Genomic DNA, 16,358 nt, shown 5'->3' on the forward strand with positions numbered 1-16,358 from the left:
GTTTAATGTATGCCAAATTTAACCCGAAAATAGGTTTTCACATGCATAAATTGAAAAATTATTCGAAATGTTATGGTTATATTTCAAACTGGAAAAAACTCTTCTTTCCCTTCCTATTGTTTTCTTTTTTAATCGGCTGCAACCCTTCTCCTAAAAGCGGAGATGCAAACCCCGAGAAAAAAAAGGAAGAAGCCACCGCCTCACAAGAATCCTCTTCTCAGGAGCCAGCACTGCCTTCTCCAGAGTTTTCTGCACCAAAGCAGAAGGAAGAAAGTAGTCCAGCAGCTTCTTCTAAGCCTGGAGAACAAGAACAAACAAAAGCTCCTGCTCCCGAACAGGCTATACAGCAGGAAGTAAAAAAAGAGGCAGACGCTATTGAAAAAGAAGCAAAACAGAAAGCTGAAAGTCTAGAAAATAATCTAGAACAACAAGCTCAGCCTCAGGCTCCAGCCAGTCAGCCTCAAACTCCAGCTCCTGAAAAAGAGCCATAAAGGTAGAGGAGAGAAGAATTGAAAAAACGAGTTCTTTAGACTCCCTCATTCTTTTAACGGAGTCTTGGATTGTCCTTATAGCTACTATTTTTTTTATTTGTATTTTGTTCTTTTACACGAAGAGAAAGTTCGATTACTATTTATTTACCAAGGACAGTAAAGATACAGGCAGGCTAACCCCGCCAGGTCCGAAAGGAAGCAACGGTAACTTGACCTTATCTGTTACTGTCCTTGGCCTTTTGGATGCATGTACCAAGTTTTTAGTAGAAAATACCGGCCTAAAGTTTTTTCAGAAGTCGTTGGCCAGGATCATGTGGTTAGGACATTGAAAAATGCGATTCGACTACAACGAGTCGCTCATGCTTATCTTTTTTCTGGGCCGAGAGGCACTGGGAAAACCACCCTTGCAAGAATCCTTGCTAAATCACTGAATTGTACAGATGGACCAAACGCTGATTTCGATCCCAATGACCCGATTTGCCTCGACATTGATGCGGGTAGATCCTTTGATTGCATTGAAATTGATGGGGCTTCCAATAACGGGGTTGAGCAGGTAAGAGATCTGCGGGAAGCGGCTAAAACACTGCCTGTTCAATCACGCTATAAAATATATATCATAGACGAAGTGCATATGCTGACTCAAGCGGCCTTCAATGCCCTTTTAAAGATTCTAGAAGAGCCACCACAGCATGTAAAATTTATTTTCGCAACAACCGAACCCCATAAAATCCCCACAACGGTTATTTCTCGATGCCAGCGCTTTCATTTTAAACGTATTCCCCGAAAGCTTATAGCCGATCATCTCCAAAAAATCTGTTCCTATGAACATATCGATGCCGATCGCAAAGCTCTTGAAATCATTGCTGATATCAGCGAAGGAGCACTACGCGATGCAGAAGTAGCTTTAGATCAGCTTATAAGTTTTTATGGAGAACGAATTGACCTCGCTTCTGTTCAGGAAATGTTTGGCATCGTTGGATTGGAGCCATTGTGTGGAATACTTAGGGATATAGCTAGTGGGCAGTCTCTAGAAGCATTGAAAAAAGTGCATATGCTTTTGGAATCTGGCAAAGATCCAATATTGTTGGCTCGTGAATTCCGTAATCTTTTACATCACGTCGCTCTTTTTAAGGCTTCGATTACGACTCTTAAAGGCCAGCTTGACGCTGAGGAGTTAGAATTGATTAGAGAAGCATCAAACCATCTTTCTCTTTCCTTGGTAATCGATCTTCTTGAAGCGATGGACAGTTGGGAAAACAAGCTGCGTTATGCACTCCATAAAGAAGTCCTTTTTGAAATTGCCATCCTCGAACTCTCCCAGCTAAAAGAAAAAGTAGAGCTAGAAGAACTCTTAGCCAGATTGTCTCGAAGCGAAGGGAACCTCTCCGAAGAAAAGATCTTCCCCTTGCCTTCTGCCAAAAAAGAAGACAAACCGATTGAAGAGACCTCCTTCGAAGCTATCTCCTCTTTACCTAAAGAAAAGGCTTCAGAAAGTGCAAAAAGCCAAGCCGATAATACCTCTTTAATTTCTGTAGCGGATAAAAAAGAAGATCCTAGAGAACCCCTTCCATCTAGTGATTCATTCGCCCAAAAATGGGCTTTTGTTGTCGAATCATTCTCCACATCTAATCCGGCATTCAAGGAGATTGCAAAGCATCTTCACTTTTACGAACTTGGCGCCGAAGAGCTCAGGATCAACCATTCTATGGAACCAACTGAATTCGTAAAGCGGATTGCTCCTTTTTACCCATCACTTAATCTGGAAGTCAAAAAAGTGTTTGATAAAAAACTTGTTTTTCTCCCACTTCATATCAAAGCTACAACAGCACTGACCAAATCTGAATCATCTTCCAAAAACAAAAATAAGGGCTATGCCAATAATACCCATGAAGAAAAAAAACAGACAGATAATTTCTCGATTGACGAATCAAGTCTCAAAAATGATCCTTTAATAAAAGAAGCCTTAGAGCTTTTTAAAGGGAAGATCCTGAGAATAGAAAAACGAAATAAAGAAGAGGGACCGTGAATATTAATAAGATAGTGAAACAAGCCCAAAAGCTGCAGGAAGAAGCAAAAAAAATTCAGGAACAATTGGCCTCTCTGAGTTTTGAAGGAGAAAGTGGAGGGTCCAAAGTCAAAGCAACCGTCAATGGCGAAGGGGTTCTGGTCAAAATTGCCATCGATCCTAGCCTGTTAGAAACGAAAGATAGTGAAATGATCGAAGATCTCATCGTTGTCGCTGTTCAGGCTGCTCAAGAAAAGGCCAAAGAAGCTTCTCAAGCACAATTTCAAAAGTTAGGGAGTGGCTTGGGCATTCCTGGGATGTTCTAAGACCAAGAACTAAAAGAGATGATCGACTTTCCTCCTGTAATTCGAAACCTTATTGAAGCCTTAAAGGAGTTGCCTGCTGTTGGTCCACGCTCAGCTGAAAGAATTATCCTTTATCTTCTAGAAGAAAATAAAGGAACAAAACAAAGGCTTGTTGCTTCTTTAAAGGAGCTCGAAACAAAAATCACACTCTGTTCTCGATGCGGTTTTTATAGTGAAGAGCCTCTTTGCCAAATCTGCCAGGATCCATCCAGGGATCTTCTATATTATTGCGTTGTCATTCATCCTGTCGATGTTTTAAAAATAGAAAGAACAGGAGCCTTTCGCGGAGTTTACCATGTGTTAGGCAAAAAAATCTCCCCCTTAGAAGGGCATACCCCTGAAGACCTTCCTATCGCCCATCTCATTCAGAGGATAGACAAAGAAAAACCTAGAGAAGTCATTCTAGCTTTTGGAACAGATGCGGAAGCCGAAGCAACAGCTTTATTCGTTAGTCAGATTTTGAAGAAGAGAGCCATTAAGGTCTCCTCCCTGGCTATGGGACTTCCTGCTGGTAGCGGACTTGAATACGCAGACAGCGTTACCTTAAGTTATGCCTTATCAGGAAGAAGAGAACTTTAAATCCTTCTCAAAAAATATTTTATTAGTGGAGATTGCCTACTATTTGTTGCTTTCCAAAATTTTTTTTCTCTATTAAGATTTTCCTTATAGGATGAAATTTGTAACATTCTTTTTTTTGAGCTTTCTTCTTCTTCCTCATCTATCCTATGCCCTTATGATGGGGACATCCAAAGGAGTGCGAATTACTATTCTCAATCCTCACGGTGCAGAGAACATGGAAAAAAACAAAATAGTGAGAATTCCCAAAGGAAAAGTGTACATTCAGTCTCTCAAAACTGTTGATTCAAAAAAGAAAGATCCTGTGGTTCAGACCCAATCAGTCAATAAAAAGCCAAAAATTTCTTTTGCAGAAATAAAAGGAAAAGCACTGCAGGAAAAGAAAAAAAATCGAAACAACCTCACACATAAAGGAAAGACCCTTTAAATAAAAGAAGCTTGAGTGGAAGTATGCGTACTAGAAAGTATTAGAAATTCCACCACGGAGGTTCATTTCCAATTTTCCATTTAAGACTGCAGCCAATACTGGGTTTTTGATCAGGATCGACTGGTTCTCCTTTAAGGGTAGCTTCAATGGCTTTTGAGAGATCTGCACCAGTAACAGCCACTCCACTATTTGGTCTACTATCGTCGTAGCGCCCCCTATAAACTAATTTCCTCTCCTTATCGAAAAGGAAAAAATCTGGTGTACAGACTGCTTTATACGCTTTTGCCGTTTTCTGAGTTTCATCGAAAAGATAAGGAAAAGTGTAGCCTACTTGAAGAGCTACTTCTTTCATCTTCTCTGGACTATCATCGGGATACCTTGACACATCGTTAGAATTAATTGCCACCGCTGCCAATCCCTCTTTTTGATATTTAGCAATCGTTTGCGCCAAATGATGCTGGATATGTTTTACATAAGGGCAGTGGTTACATATAAACATCACTAATAAGGCTGGGAAACTATCAAAATCAGATAAAGAAAAGATTTTTCCGCTTACTGCATCTGGTAAAGAAAATTCAGGAGCCTTTGTTCCCAAAGGCAGCATAAGAGAGCTAACAGCCATAACAAAATTTTTTTCCCAATTTTCTTTTTTAACCAATAAAAGTCAAATAAAAATAAAAAGGAGAAAAGAAAAAAGGATATGTATACAAAAATACTACTTGCCTACGACAGGTCCAAAGGTGGGAAAATGGCTATCGATGAAGGTTTTTGTTTAGCCAAAACTTTGGGATGTCAATTAGGTGTTATTTGGGTTGTTCCTCCAATTCCTTACTATGCCATTAGTCTTGTGATTGAACACGAAGAAGAAGAAAAAGGAGAGAAGTCATTTTTTTCGGAAATAAGAAAAGACATCCAAGAAGCGGAAAATAAATGGGGAATAAAAGTAAGGGAATTTTACAAAAAATATGGTCATCCTGCATTAGAAATTGTTAACTGCGCAAATGAAAATGGCTATGATCTGATTGTCCTTGGACATAGTGGTTATTCAGGTGCTTTGGGCAGGGCCTTAGGAAGTACAGCGGCACGTGTTAGCGAGGAGGCAAGATGTTCTGTCTTGATCGCGCGCCATCCTCCTGCTGAATAATAAGATTAAACTCCAGATCCTTCATCCTTACAAGCTACATCGAAAGCCCTCTCAACCATTCCCTCAAACTTACTCATTTCTACTAACACAGGCTCAAAGCGGACTTCCTGCTTCATAGATGCTGGTTTCACTCGGTTCTTACGGCTCGAGCCAGAGCCCTCCTCTCCACAGGCTTCACATCCGGTCGGCTCTCGCCGTAGAGCGCTTATAGCGGCCAATCCATCTGCCAGAAGATTGCTAGCCGCATTCACCAGTCCTGAGGGGTTCCACAGTCCGGACAGGTCCAATGCTGACTAACTTGCGATACATCCTCAAAATATATATCTTTGTGAAAAAAAGCCACTTAAATTGAAACTGTTCAAGCCCTTTTTCTTCTCATTGGAATCCCCAAAAGGCGTTAGACAAAAAATTAGTTTTATAAAGTAAAATATCTTTTTTTTCTTTCATTTTTTAAAAAACAGTATATTTTCCTATTATATCTATAGAGATATATAATTATGCCATCACCCGTAGAGTCCATTAAGGAAAAGAGTCGGAATCTTCGTGGGGCGATTTTAGAAACACTAAAAAAGGCTTCAGCAACGCATTTTTCCGAAGAAGATTACCAGATTCTTAAATTTCACGGTTGCTACCAACAAGATGACAGGGATCTAAGGAATGAACGAAAAAAGCTTGGACTAGATAAAGCCTGGATTTTTATGGTTCGAACCAAATGTCCTGGAGGAGCTTTGACAGCCTCTCAATACCTTTCTTTAGACAAACTGAGCGATTCGGTTGGTAATGGAACCCTTCGGATTACGACTAGGCAAGGCATTCAACTCCATGGGGTTGTTTTTGGAGGGCTCCATCGCTGCATTTCTTCCATCATTGCCTCTGGCATCCATACCTGGGGTGCCTGCGGGGATATCGTCAGGAATGTAGTGGCTCCGCCTTCTCCTATAAAAGATGGCCCGCATGATGAACTTCAAAAACTTGCCCTTTCTATCAGCAATACTTTTCTTTCGAAAAGCAAAGCCTATGCTGAAATTTGGATTAATAACATTCCAGTGGAATATGTATCGGCGCAAGAAAGTTCAGTGGAGGAAGAACCGATCTATGGGAAGGTGTATCTGCCTCGGAAATTTAAAATCGGCTTTGCTATTCCTCCAAGAAATGATGTCGATATTTATTCACAGGACCTTGGCTTCGTTGCCCATGTTTCAGGCACTACAATAGAGGGGTTTACCGTTTTGGTTGGTGGCAGTCATGGGATGACTCATGGCGTTGTTAAGACTTACCCTAAACTAGCTGTTCCTTTGTTTTATATTCCAAAAGAAAAGCTTACGGAAACAGCCATTGCTATTGTTACAATGCATCGAGATTTTGGTAATAGGGAAGATCGCAAAAGAGCAAGACTGAAATATCTCATTGATGAAAAAGGCATCGATTGGTTCCGTTTAGAGGTAGTCCAGCGGCTTTCTTTTTCTCCAGAAGCCCCAAAACATTTTTCATTTACCACCGTATCGGATAACCTAGGATGGCATCCTCAAGGCGATGGGAAGTACTTTCTTGGAATCAGAATAGAAAATGGACGAATAGCTGATTTTCCTTCCCTTCCCTTACGAAGTATCCTCCGCTCTATTATAGAAGATTATCAACCCTCTATCCGTCTGACACCTAATGCCAATATTCTTCTATGCGATATTGACGAGGAGAAAAAAGAAAAAATAGGAAAGATTCTTTTAGAAAATCGTATTTTCCCCCTCTCTACTAAGACTGCAGCTAGGAATCTGGCACATGCCTGCGTTGCTCTTCCAACATGCGGGCTAGCCCTTGCAGAAAGTGAAAGAGTCTTTTCCAAAATCATGGATCAGCTAGAAGATATTCTAAAAGAACTAGGATTAGAAAAAGAAGAAATTCTTTTCCGGATGAGTGGTTGTCCCAACGGTTGTTCTCGGCCCTATAATGCTGATATATCTTTTGTGGGAAGGGCTCCCAACCGCTATGCCCTTTTTGTAGGTGGATCTACCGCAGGGGATAGACTAGCCAGTCTACAGAAAAGAGTGGTTGATATCAACGACATCCCAGCGGTAGTCCGTGAATATCTGGAGGATTTCGTTCGTAACAGAAGACACGAAGAATCATTCAGTCAATACTGGCAGAGGATTAACCCTAATTGCGAGCAATCTTTTCCCCAAAACTTCCACATGGAAATGTCTTCTTTACAAACAAAAAATATTTCCTAAAAAAACTTCTTAGGATTTACTTCCTGCAAGGAAGCTGACTCTCACATAGAGATCAGCATCACTCACTTAGCTATGGCTCTGCCCATTTTTAATTGGTTGTACGAACAACGGAGAAAATTGGCGTAGAGGCAATGCCGAAGGAATATGAAAATTTTTAAAAGGATCTCTTTCTAACTCCAGTTCGTAAATCACGCGATCACACCGGTAAAATCGTTTCTGGAAATAAATGGGTTGATCTGAAACGGTAAAGGAAGTCCGATGAATCGCTAGAACAGCCTGGTTTTCTTTTATTTCTAAATAGCTTGCCAGTTCGCTATCCGCATTCACAGCTTCAATCAAATATCGACCACGGATTACAGGAATCTTGTATTCACGTTGTAATATCTGATATATAGTTTCTCTTTCTAAATCCCGACCATCCAAAAGCCGGGCATAATAAAGAGGAAGCCAGGTTCTATCAAAAGCGATAGGTTTTCCATTACCAAGCCGTAACCGATCAAGCCGAACGCAAACACTCCGTTCTTCAATACCTAACTCTTTGGCAACATCCTTTGAAGCATTTTCTTGGGCATAAAATAACACTTTGGATGAAGGCTCAATACCAGCGCTCGAAATATCCTCAGAAAAATCAGTCAGTCTGACCAATCCATGACGTAACCTAAAATCTGCAACAAAAGACCCAAGCCCTTGTTTTCGATAAATCAACCCCTCTGATTCCAAAGTTTGAAGCGCCCTTCTGACCGTAATACGGCTTATGTTAAAGGTCTTTTGAAGCTCTTTCTCCGAAGGTAGCTGCGCCCCAATCCCCAGACGACCAGAATCAATTTCGTTTCTAATCCACTGGCTAACTACCTCATGTCGTGGTAACCGTTGATAGCGAGAAATACTTGATTGCATTTATTTCTCTATAGATATACTATATTTGAAAACTATACAAGAATAATCTCCTAAACTTGATCAATTGAAATATCAACTAATAACATTATATAAAAACACCTTTTTTTCAACCTTTTTCATTTTGTCTCACTGATATACTAAAGCAATGGAAGAGTATTCATTTTCATTACCCAAGGAACTGATTGCCCTTGATCCAACGCCTCAAAGGGATCATTGCAAACTAATGGTAGTCGACAGAAAAACTGGTCGTTTTTATCACTGCCAATTTTCTGATCTTCCCCAATTTCTTTCAAAAGAAGACCTCCTGGTCTTGAATAATTCGAAGGTATTGCCCGCTTTTTTCAAATCAATGGATGAAAAGACAACCTTTCTTTTTGTAGAGGCTCTAACCCCCTACCAATGGAAAGTCATGGCCTCCCCCTCCAAACATCTAAAGAATGGTTTAATCGTTTGGCTAAAAAAGTCGCAAAAAGATGGCTATTGTGAGCTTGAGGCAAAAATCGTTTCTAAACTTTCCGGTGGCTATTATATTCTGGAATTTGATAAAGAACCCAATCTTGAAAGCCTTGGACTTCCTCCCCTTCCTCCTTATATCCGAAAGTTGAGAAGAAAGAATAACAGACCCGAAATAGAACAGCAGGATATGGAATACTATCAGACCGTCTTTGCCCAATGCCCTGGATCGATTGCGGCGCCCACAGCTGGACTCCATTTTTCAAAGGGGTTACTGAGCAAGTTTAAAACCGCTTTTATTACTCTTCATATTGGTCCTGGCACTTTTCGTCCCCTTACCTCTGAACAGCTAAAGACAGCGAAATTAGAACCAGAATATTTTATCATCAATGCCAACCTAAAAAAAATGTATAAAGAGGGGCAACGAATTGTTGCCATTGGCACCACTGTAGTGCGTGTTTTAGAAACGATAAAAAACCTAGAACCTCAAGAGGGATGGACTGATCTTTTTATTTTTCCACCCTTCCAATTCCAACGGACAGGGGCTTTAATCACCAATTTTCATTTACCAAAATCTAGCTTGTTTCTTTTAACCTGTGCCTTTGCAGGGACCGATCTTCTTAAAGCAGCCTATGAAGAAGCAATCAAAAAAGGCTATAGGTTTTATAGCTATGGCGATGCTATGCTGATTCTTTAAAAGAATGAAACAGTTTTCCTTTCTAAAGAAAATAGAAAAAAATAGCCATCACCGAACAATTGTTCTATGCTAGAGGACAATTCATAATCGTTTTTAAAAGCAGTTTCCATTTTAGAGAGTGGTCCCGTAGCTCAGAAGGATAGAGCAGCGCTTTCCTAAAGCGCGGGTCGGGAGTTCGAATCTCCCCGGGACCGGGAAATTTTCCTCTGGTGACAAGCCCATTCCCGGCATTTTATATGGATACACAGGATTTTTCCTCTGGAAGGCATTGCATTTACATTAGCATATGTGTGCATAAATGCGCAACGAAGTTAACGAAAAATTTACGACACTTAGAATGAAGATTGGATGGGCAAAGTGCACCCAATCCAGACAGAGTTTTCCTCGCCCATTCTTGATCTGCATTAGGCAGACGATACAAAAATGGCCGAAAACCGTAGGCTTTTTCGCCTTTTGAAAGGCGCACCATGTCTTGTTTTTTTTAAAAAATTTTCTTGCCACAAGACCTTTTTTTTTCCCAGAATAGCGAGATAAAAGATGCTCCCGATCAACAGCGAGCCGCTTCCTCTTGGCCACCTCAACATTGAACGAGGAGAAGGAGAATGGGGGGTGCAAAAAACAAAGGGAAAACATGCACATCCGAAATGGATTGCTTAAAACGCTAGCGCTTCTTTTTGCCTTCTTGCCCTTACTTTCGGCTTGGGGCGAAGACGAATACTTCGCGGAAAAGCGGAAGATCCTACAGGGTCTCGGCGTACCGCAGGGGGAACCAATGCAAGTTAAGGACGTCGAGGATGCCGATTGGGCAAAACAGGCGTTGTCCTATTGGGAGGGCCTCCCTAATTGGAGGCAAATTCTTCTTTACCATTACAATTGCTACCAGGATCTGCGTACTAAAGTTACCGATGAATTCAATGTTTCTGCCCTCCAGCATATTAATCAACGCTCGTGGACTGGGGGTAGCTTGGTTCTCCACGCCGGAGAGTCTGAAAGAAACATCCGTTTTAAGGACGTTGACTGGAGGGATGCCCGGATTTGGCACGGGGCCGTCTCTGGTGTAAGATACAGGGCCATCGTGGAGGGTGGTGATTCTGATATTCAGTATAGAATCCAATTCTTTCCGAGAGAAGACAAGGTAAAAGGACTCCAAAAGGAGTACATTTGCACCAGTATATCGAAATTGTTCATTGCAAGCATAACAGCGGAATCGGACGACGAAATCATCCTCGTAGTACACAGGATGACCAATCTACCGGCAGGTACTATTAACACAAAAACGCTTCTCGCAGACAAGAGAGGGGAACGAAGCGTTTGCTGCAGTTCTGTAACAGCTCCGCGTCCGGGCCACTGCTACACAGTTATTCTCGTGGATGATGACGAAGATGAGTTTGTGGGAACGTTGGATGCTTCAAAGAACTGGATCTTTTACAACTTTAAAGACGGAAAGTTGTCGGTAGTGAAGCCTCGTCCGTCTTCTCCGGATAGGCAACCTGAGCCTCAGACGCCCTCCCAGGGCACAATAAAGCAGTGGCTTGCTATGGCTGCAGCCCTAAGCAAGGCCATGACAGGACATAACAAGACAAGACAGGCTGGGGCAGATAAGAGATGATTTGTTCTTGTGCTTTTCAAGGGAATGAAGTTATCATTGATCATATGAAAAAACTAATGCTGTCAATTCTTCTGTGCGTCATGTGTTCCACCACATATGCTAGTGGGATGTTTCTGAACCAAGTGGGAACAATGACATTCGGCCAGGCTGATGGCCAAAACATCTGGCTCAACAGAATCGGTCCAATCACAATGGGATATGTGGGCAGGGAGAACGTCTGGCTATATGATTCTACCTATGGGAGCACTATGACATTCGGACACGTCGGGAGTGAACCTGTGTGGATAAACAATGGGAATGCATGGATGAGCTCATATTTTGGTGATGAAAATGTGGAAGATTCTGATGTGTGGATGAATGTCGATGGTTCAGAAAATGATGAATAGCTTCGGCAATTCTCATAGGGGACAGAAAAACAAAGACAGATCATGACAGGACATAACAAAACAAGACAAGACAAGACAAGAAAAAATCCAATCCAATCCCAGCCAATCCAAGACAATCTAAGACAAGAAAAGAAAGGACAAAAAAGGAAAGATAATAACATGTCATGACATGGAGAAGAGATGATTTGTTCTTGCGTTTTGCCAGTAAAGTAGGTTAATTGCACAAGGAGCGCTCGATCTCTGAATGCTCCAGGCTTTTTTCTTTTTTGCTGAGCATGTAGTGTGCATACCGGTATAACCGGATCCAGTAGGTTGCTCACGCAGGGAAAGAGTCCTGGAGCAATTTTTTTTCTCACACCTAATACTCTACTAAATTAGTAGAGAAATCTCACCTCTATAGGTACCCCTAGAGTGCAAATGTTTATCAGCGTCAGCGCTCTATAAAAGCGGTGCTCCAGATAAGAGATAATTTGTCGTTAAGTTTTTTTTCCCAGTTTTTTCACCACCTTGTTTATAAGTCTTTGTATAGCAGGGACATACACATAGCTATGTCTGTAATTCCTTATGGGTAGAGGAAACAGGTCATGCAGGAACTCTAATTATTGATCATATCTTGCTTTTCTCTGGTATTCCTGCATGCGCCTGCATAGGGTGTCGTTATGCAGGAAGCGAAAATCAAGATTTGGAGAGGCTTCTCAGCATACTTTCTGCATACCCTGCATGTTTTATATATTTTGAAAAAAAAAAAAGAAAAAAAAAAAAAAAAAAAAAAAAAAAAAAAAGAAAAAAAAAATAAAAAAAAAAAAAAGAAAAAGTATGCAAAACTTGCAGGGTATGCAGGGTATGCAGGAAACCCGCTCCAGATCTTGATTCCCAGCCCCTACATGATTTTTTCATGCAGGATTCATGCAGGCTATGCAGGAACCAGCTCCAGATCTTGATTCCCAGCCCCTGCATGATTAGAGTTAGCCATGCCATAATCCAATACCCCCCTTCCCTTCCAAGATCAATCATGGCAAAGAGTTCATCCCCACTGAAGCTTTTTCTCCAATGGGGGATTTTTCATCGACATTCCCTCTATGCCTTATGGGGAAGAAGTGGGGAACTCTGAAGAAGCTAGTTGAGCCATACAAGCTGGATAATCTTCTATGAGGGATTTCACCCAAGCAACCGAGAATAGCCATCTCCTCGAATGGTCGATTTTATAATGCTTGAAATACTTCTGTATATATTTGATGACTTTCTTAGCTCCTTCTTTGTACTTGTCAGGAGGAAGTTTGTTTTTCAGGTATTTTAATAAGATTTGGTTTTGAATTTCTGGGGACAGCTTATCAACATCCTGGATTTCTCGTTTTCCTTGGTTTTTCTCCTCCCAAATCCTCTTCAATTCATTGGAAAGTTCTTGGATGGAAAGATCTTTCTCTGGTTGAGATGGGGATGGTTGAAACACCATAGAGTTATGTTTACAGGAGGATTCTTCTTCTATAGCCTTCTCTACCAAGCAGGACCATGTGTCTTTTGTGTGACTTGGAATGTTGCTGCAGATAAACTCAGTTTTTTCTCTACATTGGGGAGGTGGGAGGGGAAGTCTGCTTTTGAAGTGCATATACACTAACATACCTTGAACTTGTAGAGGGAGTTTAGAAGCGATCTCTTTGTTAACGTCCCGGATATGAAGTGTCCCTCGGTTTAATCCCTGAATGCTATTGTTCAAGACATCGCATTCTATAGAGGTGAAGTTGTTGTGTAACTCTTCTTCTTTACCAAGGATCAGGAAAAGTTCTTGGATTGTTGGTGATTCGGGTTTCATTTTGTTTTTTCTTTCTTTTGCTCCCGAAGATTGTTCACCAAGTCTACAACTTTGTTCGCCCAATCGAAATAACTCCATTCCGGATCTTGTAAATCTTTTTGTATGGCGTTGATAACTTCTTTTTGTTGTTTAAGGGGAAGGTTGGCGGCTTCTATGTATGTTAATAACAATTTGTATTGAGTTTTTTTAGTAAGCTGATTAATGAGCTCTGGCGAAATATCTCGTGGGTCTTTTCCCTCCTGTATCTCCTCCATTTCTATTTCTGTAAGATCCTTAATAATCTCATCCTCTATTTCTGTTTCTTCTGCATTGGAAGGGTTTTGTCTTGTTGATAAGAGCTTACCATTTGTCTGTTCTGGTGTGATTTGTGATGAAAATTCTTGGGTGAAATCTGGTTGCCCATTTGAGGACTCTGATGTGATTTGTGATTCTTCTGGCTGGAAAAGTTCTTGGATGGAAAGATCTTCCTTTGGGTGACCATTCATTGGTGATGATTCTGGTGTGATTTGTGGTTCATCTCCATTTTTTTCATTGAGCAGGGAGGCTATCCATCCTGAATTTGTACTTTCGTAAATTCGGAGTGGGTTCCCCTTCTTGTCCTTGCCATATTTGACAATACGAATGCCAATCTTTGGATTTTTCTCCAGTTTGTTCCGGACAATACGGACAGAATAAAAGTTTATCTCCTTTATGTTCTTTTCGCTCCACCCAAGCTCCTCGGCTTTCTTTTTCATTTTCTCAGATAGTTCTGTGTCTGCAATCGGTCCAAGTTTTCCGTCTTTCTGTTCATCTTTAAAGACATTTGCAAATAGTGTAAGATGAAAATGTGGATCTTCTTCAATATATTGTTCAAAGGTTTCCTGGGTGTTCTTTCTATAGATGTCATCAAATGTTCCAGGCTTCCCTAACAATCCTCCTTCTTCTAGAAGTCTTATCGCTCGATGTATTTCTACAAAGCACACGCCCGGCGAGGTAGACTTTATGCGCTCTTCTGGAGGCAAATCTTGCCAAGGTTTCATTATATATCCTAAGGCTTTTAGCCACCATCCCCAAAGGCGAGGACGCAGATTTTTAGCATCATCTATTAAAAATCTCGAAGAAATGTTATATTCACCCTCTCCCCTCCCAGGAAATTCTACAACCCAAAGTCGGCGTTCAAGGTCAGCTGCAGCGGAGTTTTGGATAAGTTGAGAGGGTTGGTAAATGCTTGTGATAATAAGATTGGGATGAAGTACATATTTGTTTATATCGTGATTAGTCCAATTCTGTCGTTGGAAATGCCCCCCTACTGTTGAAGAAGAGCATAAGAGTTGATGTGTTTGAGGATCTATACTTTTTGGTTCGGCATTATCCCAAATAACTATATCCTGCTGACTGAATAGAAGTGGTAGATCTTCTTTACCTTTCCCTAGAGTATTTATAACGCTATCATCACCGGTAAGTGCGGCTTTAAGCTGTTTAGCTATCGTGCTTTTCCCAGATCCAGGGGGTCCAATGAGATAGAGGATATAGCGAGGTACTTCTCCAAGGAAGGTTTGAAGGTGAGATGCTATAAATATGTAGGCCTTTTCGGTATCGACTTGAAAAATTTTTTTATAGAATTGAAGCAAAGGTCCTTCTTCTTTCAACTCTTCAGGATTAGGAAACTCGATCTTGGGCAAAGGAGTGGTGTCTTTAGGAAGGACCCAGCGATGAGATGGAAAGCGCTCAATTAGTTTGTGATAGGTAAGCTGCCATATTTTATACTGCTGAGTTTCCTTATCAACTTCCCCAATCAAGAAGGCCCCCTGTTGAGGGTTCTCCACCATCACGAATGCGATCGGAGCGTGGTTTTCGTAAATAGTATAATACCTCTCCGTATGTATTTTTACCTGACCGTCATATAAGTTAGATTTACGTTCTCCTCGCTGTGTATCTTTCGCTCGTTTTTCAAGTATAGTAAGAACTTTTTCCTCATTTATAGGCGGAATTTTAAGATCATCCGCCAGGCCCACGATAGCTTTGACGGCTTCATCAGAGTTCACAGGGATCGTTTCTAGAATTTTCCCTTCACTGTTCTTTATATCTATATACCAATCACCGTTCGTGTTTTGGATGAAAGAGAGGCGATTGGATTTTTCGATTTCATTAGCTAGAATTTTCTTTTCCAGGCCAAGCAGAGTAGATAAAGAGATTTTTCCGTTCTTTTCGCTAGCCTGCCTAGAATACAGTTCTGCCTTTTGGATTAGCTCTCGTTGAATATTGACAAGCTTCTTTGCTCTTAAATCCCAACAACCCGGCACCAGGGGTTTCCACTTTTTAACAGCATCTTTGAGGGAGGTTTCGTCTGTGTCGCAAGTGGAAGCTAGCGCCTTGAAGAAGATGCCGCAATTGTCCTCGGAGGGGTTGGCGTTGCTCCAGTTTTTAACCCATTGATCAAATGGGATTCTTTGGAGCTTCTCTTGCAGAACCTTTTTGCGCTCCTCAGGGTTGTTGATTGTTTCCCTCAAGTGTTTAGAGAAGTCGTCGTACCCTTTAAAATTACTTGGCCAGGTTAGAAGAAAAACCTCAACTCCTTTTTTGAGCATCAAGAATCCGAACCTAAGAACAGCGCCCAGGACATCGCTGTTATTTCTCCAATCCCCATCTGGCGCCCAGTACACCTGCTCATAATTCCCCTCCTCTAGAAACCGCTCGAGTGCCGGTTGTAATCTGTGCTGGTAAGAGGGCGTCCCATCTTGCAGTTTAGAAGTTGTGAGCCAGCAGCCGTTCGTCCCTACGACGTCTGCATCAAAGTCCATATCCTGAGCGGCAGCCAAAGCTTTGGCGGGGCCCTCGACAATGTAGAGCACTCCCCCTTCTTCCCTGTGGGAGCTATTAGATATCGGAAAGAGCGGCCATGCGCCTGTTTGCGCCAGGAACTTGCCTGAGGGGTGTCCTGTTTCTTCCTCATACGAGGTAAACCATTTGTCCTGGTCTTTATCACTCTTCCAGACAGGCCGAAGAAGGAAGACGTGCTCCAGCCACTTGTCCTCCTTCCAAGCTATACCACGGAACCATACCAGTTCGACTAAGTTATTTTGGTGTTGCTCCAAGGTAACTGCTGCTGCAGGGTTCCGAAGCCTTTCTTCAACTTCACTCCAACACCCCTCCCCAAAAGGAGGTTTGATCACTTCAACCAAACCCTCAGGAACGTTTACAATCCCCCGTTGGTTGAAATACTCGCTAGTTGAAAAATTTTCCTTTTCTTGTTCAAAAGAATTTGTTATGTTAATATCATCAGTAGGGTTCATA

At 41.5% G+C, this 16,358-nt stretch carries 15 protein-coding genes, 1 tRNA gene and 1 other RNA gene; 12 read left to right on the forward strand and 5 right to left on the reverse strand.

The genetic code is table 11. The features are described 5' to 3' along the window. Positions 1–41 precede the first annotated feature (41 nt). The 6 genes from A7Q09_RS10090 (at position 42) to A7Q09_RS10115 (ending at position 3,864) form a co-directional block, all read left to right on the forward strand. Positions 42–491 carry a hypothetical protein gene (locus A7Q09_RS10090; protein ID WP_134391308.1) on the forward strand — a complete coding sequence of 150 codons (450 nt, stop codon included), beginning with the start codon at positions 42–44 and terminating at the stop codon, positions 489–491. A gap of 145 nt (positions 492–636) precedes the next feature. Further along, positions 637–731: signal recognition particle sRNA small type (gene ffs, locus A7Q09_RS10095), an RNA gene on the forward strand. Between the two features lie 7 nt (positions 732–738). Then, a complete protein-coding gene (gene dnaX / locus A7Q09_RS10100; protein WP_134391309.1) occupies positions 739–2,517 on the forward strand; it encodes a DNA polymerase III subunit gamma/tau in 1,779 nt (592 codons plus the stop codon). After that, complete coding sequence (locus A7Q09_RS10105) at positions 2,514–2,822, forward strand: YbaB/EbfC family nucleoid-associated protein (RefSeq protein WP_134391310.1); 309 nt, start codon at positions 2,514–2,516, stop codon at positions 2,820–2,822. The genes dnaX and A7Q09_RS10105 overlap by 4 nt, the downstream gene beginning before the upstream one ends. A gap of 18 nt (positions 2,823–2,840) precedes the next feature. Further along, positions 2,841–3,440 carry a recombination mediator RecR gene (recR, locus tag A7Q09_RS10110; protein WP_134391311.1) on the forward strand — a complete coding sequence of 200 codons (600 nt, stop codon included), beginning with the start codon at positions 2,841–2,843 and terminating at the stop codon, positions 3,438–3,440. Positions 3,441–3,531: 91 nt separating this feature from the next. After that, entirely contained in the window at positions 3,532–3,864 is a 333-nt protein-coding gene (locus tag A7Q09_RS10115) for a hypothetical protein (RefSeq protein ID WP_134391312.1), read from the forward strand. Between the two features lie 40 nt (positions 3,865–3,904). Here A7Q09_RS10115 and A7Q09_RS10120 read toward each other — a convergent pair whose 3' ends face one another. Further along, positions 3,905–4,486 carry a thioredoxin family protein gene (locus tag A7Q09_RS10120; RefSeq protein WP_134391313.1) on the reverse strand — a complete coding sequence of 194 codons (582 nt, stop codon included), beginning with the start codon at positions 4,484–4,486 and terminating at the stop codon, positions 3,905–3,907. 78 nt (positions 4,487–4,564) lie between these two features. On the opposite strand from A7Q09_RS10120, the gene A7Q09_RS10125 reads away from it, so the two are divergent. Beyond that, a complete protein-coding gene (locus A7Q09_RS10125; protein ID WP_134391314.1) occupies positions 4,565–5,008 on the forward strand; it encodes a universal stress protein in 444 nt (147 codons plus the stop codon). Between the two features lie 5 nt (positions 5,009–5,013). On the opposite strand, the gene A7Q09_RS11175 is transcribed toward A7Q09_RS10125, so the two are convergent. Next, positions 5,014–5,139: a hypothetical protein gene (locus A7Q09_RS11175; protein WP_279636295.1), complete on the reverse strand. Its 126-nt coding sequence runs from the start codon at positions 5,137–5,139 to the stop codon at positions 5,014–5,016. Positions 5,140–5,505: 366 nt separating this feature from the next. On the opposite strand from A7Q09_RS11175, the gene A7Q09_RS10130 reads away from it, so the two are divergent. Then, on the forward strand, positions 5,506–7,233 hold the full coding sequence (locus A7Q09_RS10130) for an NADPH-dependent assimilatory sulfite reductase hemoprotein subunit (RefSeq protein ID WP_134391315.1): 1,728 nt from the start codon (positions 5,506–5,508) through the stop codon (positions 7,231–7,233). Between the two features lie 66 nt (positions 7,234–7,299). Here A7Q09_RS10130 and A7Q09_RS10135 read toward each other — a convergent pair whose 3' ends face one another. Beyond that, positions 7,300–8,130, reverse strand: coding sequence for a GntR family transcriptional regulator (locus tag A7Q09_RS10135; protein WP_134391316.1), 831 nt, complete (start codon positions 8,128–8,130; stop codon positions 7,300–7,302). A 145-nt stretch (positions 8,131–8,275) separates the two neighbouring features. Here A7Q09_RS10135 and queA point away from each other — a divergent pair, with 145 nt between their 5' ends. From queA to A7Q09_RS10155, 4 genes are all read left to right on the forward strand, one after another. Beyond that, positions 8,276–9,280, forward strand: coding sequence for a tRNA preQ1(34) S-adenosylmethionine ribosyltransferase-isomerase QueA (gene queA / locus A7Q09_RS10140; RefSeq protein ID WP_134391317.1), 1,005 nt, complete (start codon positions 8,276–8,278; stop codon positions 9,278–9,280). Between the two features lie 120 nt (positions 9,281–9,400). Beyond that, positions 9,401–9,474, forward strand: a tRNA-Arg gene (locus A7Q09_RS10145). Between the two features lie 389 nt (positions 9,475–9,863). Then, positions 9,864–10,889 (forward strand): hypothetical protein, encoded by a 1,026-nt coding sequence (locus A7Q09_RS10150; protein ID WP_134391318.1) that lies wholly within the window; start codon positions 9,864–9,866, stop codon positions 10,887–10,889. A gap of 131 nt (positions 10,890–11,020) precedes the next feature. Continuing rightward, positions 11,021–11,275: a hypothetical protein gene (locus A7Q09_RS10155; RefSeq protein WP_208526749.1), complete on the forward strand. Its 255-nt coding sequence runs from the start codon at positions 11,021–11,023 to the stop codon at positions 11,273–11,275. A gap of 1,084 nt (positions 11,276–12,359) precedes the next feature. Here A7Q09_RS10155 and A7Q09_RS10165 read toward each other — a convergent pair. Then, the gene (locus tag A7Q09_RS10165; protein WP_134391321.1) at positions 12,360–13,085 is read right to left on the reverse strand and encodes a hypothetical protein; all 726 of its coding nucleotides are present in this window, start codon (positions 13,083–13,085) and stop codon (positions 12,360–12,362) included. After that, the gene (locus A7Q09_RS10170) at positions 13,082–16,357 is read right to left on the reverse strand and encodes a DUF3854 domain-containing protein (protein WP_134391322.1); all 3,276 of its coding nucleotides are present in this window, start codon (positions 16,355–16,357) and stop codon (positions 13,082–13,084) included. Before A7Q09_RS10170 ends, A7Q09_RS10165 begins: the two co-directional genes overlap by 4 nt. Position 16,358 lies beyond the last annotated feature (1 nt).

Source organism: Methylacidiphilum sp. Yel (assembly GCF_004421185.1).
Classification (GTDB): Bacteria; Verrucomicrobiota; Verrucomicrobiia; order Methylacidiphilales; family Methylacidiphilaceae; genus Methylacidiphilum.